Origin of the sequence: Vibrio neptunius (assembly GCF_000967495.1) — a bacterium.
GTDB classification, from domain to species: domain Bacteria; phylum Pseudomonadota; class Gammaproteobacteria; order Enterobacterales; family Vibrionaceae; genus Vibrio; species Vibrio neptunius.
This window is the reverse complement of record NZ_JXXU01000071.1, coordinates 1-1578: the sequence shown is the minus strand read 5'-3', so window position 1 is coordinate 1578 and position 1578 is coordinate 1. Positions and strand designations below refer to the sequence as shown.

The window sequence follows — 1578 nt, the reverse complement described above, 5'->3', positions numbered from 1 at the left end:
TGAGTAATCATCGTATAAGGAGGTGATCCAGCGCCAGGTTCCCCTAGCGCTACCTTGTTACGACTTCACCCCAGTCATGAACCACAAAGTGGTGAGCGTCCCCCCGAAGGTTAAACTACCCACTTCTTTTGCAGCCCACTCCCATGGTGTGACGGGCGGTGTGTACAAGGCCCGGGAACGTATTCACCGTAGCATTCTGATCTACGATTACTAGCGATTCCGACTTCATGGAGTCGAGTTGCAGACTCCAATCCGGACTACGACGCACTTTTTGGGATTCGCTCACTTTCGCAAGTTGGCCGCCCTCTGTATGCGCCATTGTAGCACGTGTGTAGCCCTACTCGTAAGGGCCATGATGACTTGACGTCGTCCCCACCTTCCTCCGGTTTATCACCGGCAGTCTCCCTGGAGTTCCCGACATTACTCGCTGGCAAACAAGGATAAGGGTTGCGCTCGTTGCGGGACTTAACCCAACATTTCACAACACGAGCTGACGACAGCCATGCAGCACCTGTCTCTCAGTTCCCGAAGGCACAAGACTGTCTCCAGTCTCTTCTGAGGATGTCAAGAGTAGGTAAGGTTCTTCGCGTTGCATCGAATTAAACCACATGCTCCACCGCTTGTGCGGGCCCCCGTCAATTCATTTGAGTTTTAATCTTGCGACCGTACTCCCCAGGCGGTCTACTTAACGCGTTAGCTCCGAAAGCCACGGCTCAAGGCCACAACCTCCAAGTAGACATCGTTTACGGCGTGGACTACCAGGGTATCTAATCCTGTTTGCTCCCCACGCTTTCGCATCTGAGTGTCAGTATCTGTCCAGGGGGCCGCCTTCGCCACCGGTATTCCTTCAGATCTCTACGCATTTCACCGCTACACCTGAAATTCTACCCCCCTCTACAGTACTCTAGTCTGCCAGTTTCAAATGCAATTCCGAGGTTGAGCCCCGGGCTTTCACATCTGACTTAACAAACCACCTGCATGCGCTTTACGCCCAGTAATTCCGATTAACGCTCGCACCCTCCGTATTACCGCGGCTGCTGGCACGGAGTTAGCCGGTGCTTCTTCTGCAGCTAACGTCAAATGATGCCGCTATTAACGACACCACCTTCCTCACTGCTGAAAGTACTTTACAACCCGAAGGCCTTCTTCATACACGCGGCATGGCTGCATCAGGCTTGCGCCCATTGTGCAATATTCCCCACTGCTGCCTCCCGTAGGAGTCTGGACCGTGTCTCAGTTCCAGTGTGGCTGATCATCCTCTCAGACCAGCTAGGGATCGTCGCCTTGGTGAGCCATTACCTCACCAACTAGCTAATCCCACCTGGGCATATCCTGACGCGAGAGGCCCGAAGGTCCCCCTCTTTGAGCCGAAGCTATTATGCGGTATTAGCCATCGTTTCCAATGGTTATCCCCCACATCAGGGCAATTTCCCAGGCATTACTCACCCGTCCGCCGCTCGACGCCGTTAACGTTCCCCGAAGGTTCAGTTAACTCGTTTCCGCTCGACTTGCATGTGTTAGGCCTGCCGCCAGCGTTCAATCTGAGCCATGATCAAACTCTTCAATTTAAGATTTTGT

Annotated in this window: 1 rRNA gene; it reads right to left on the bottom strand. The window is 53.4% G+C overall.

Going from position 1 to position 1578, the window contains the following annotated elements:
* Positions 1-15: 15 nt before the first annotated feature.
* A 16S ribosomal RNA gene (locus tag TW84_RS21110) occupies positions 16-1568 on the bottom strand.
* Between the last annotated feature and the right edge of the window lie 10 nt (positions 1569-1578).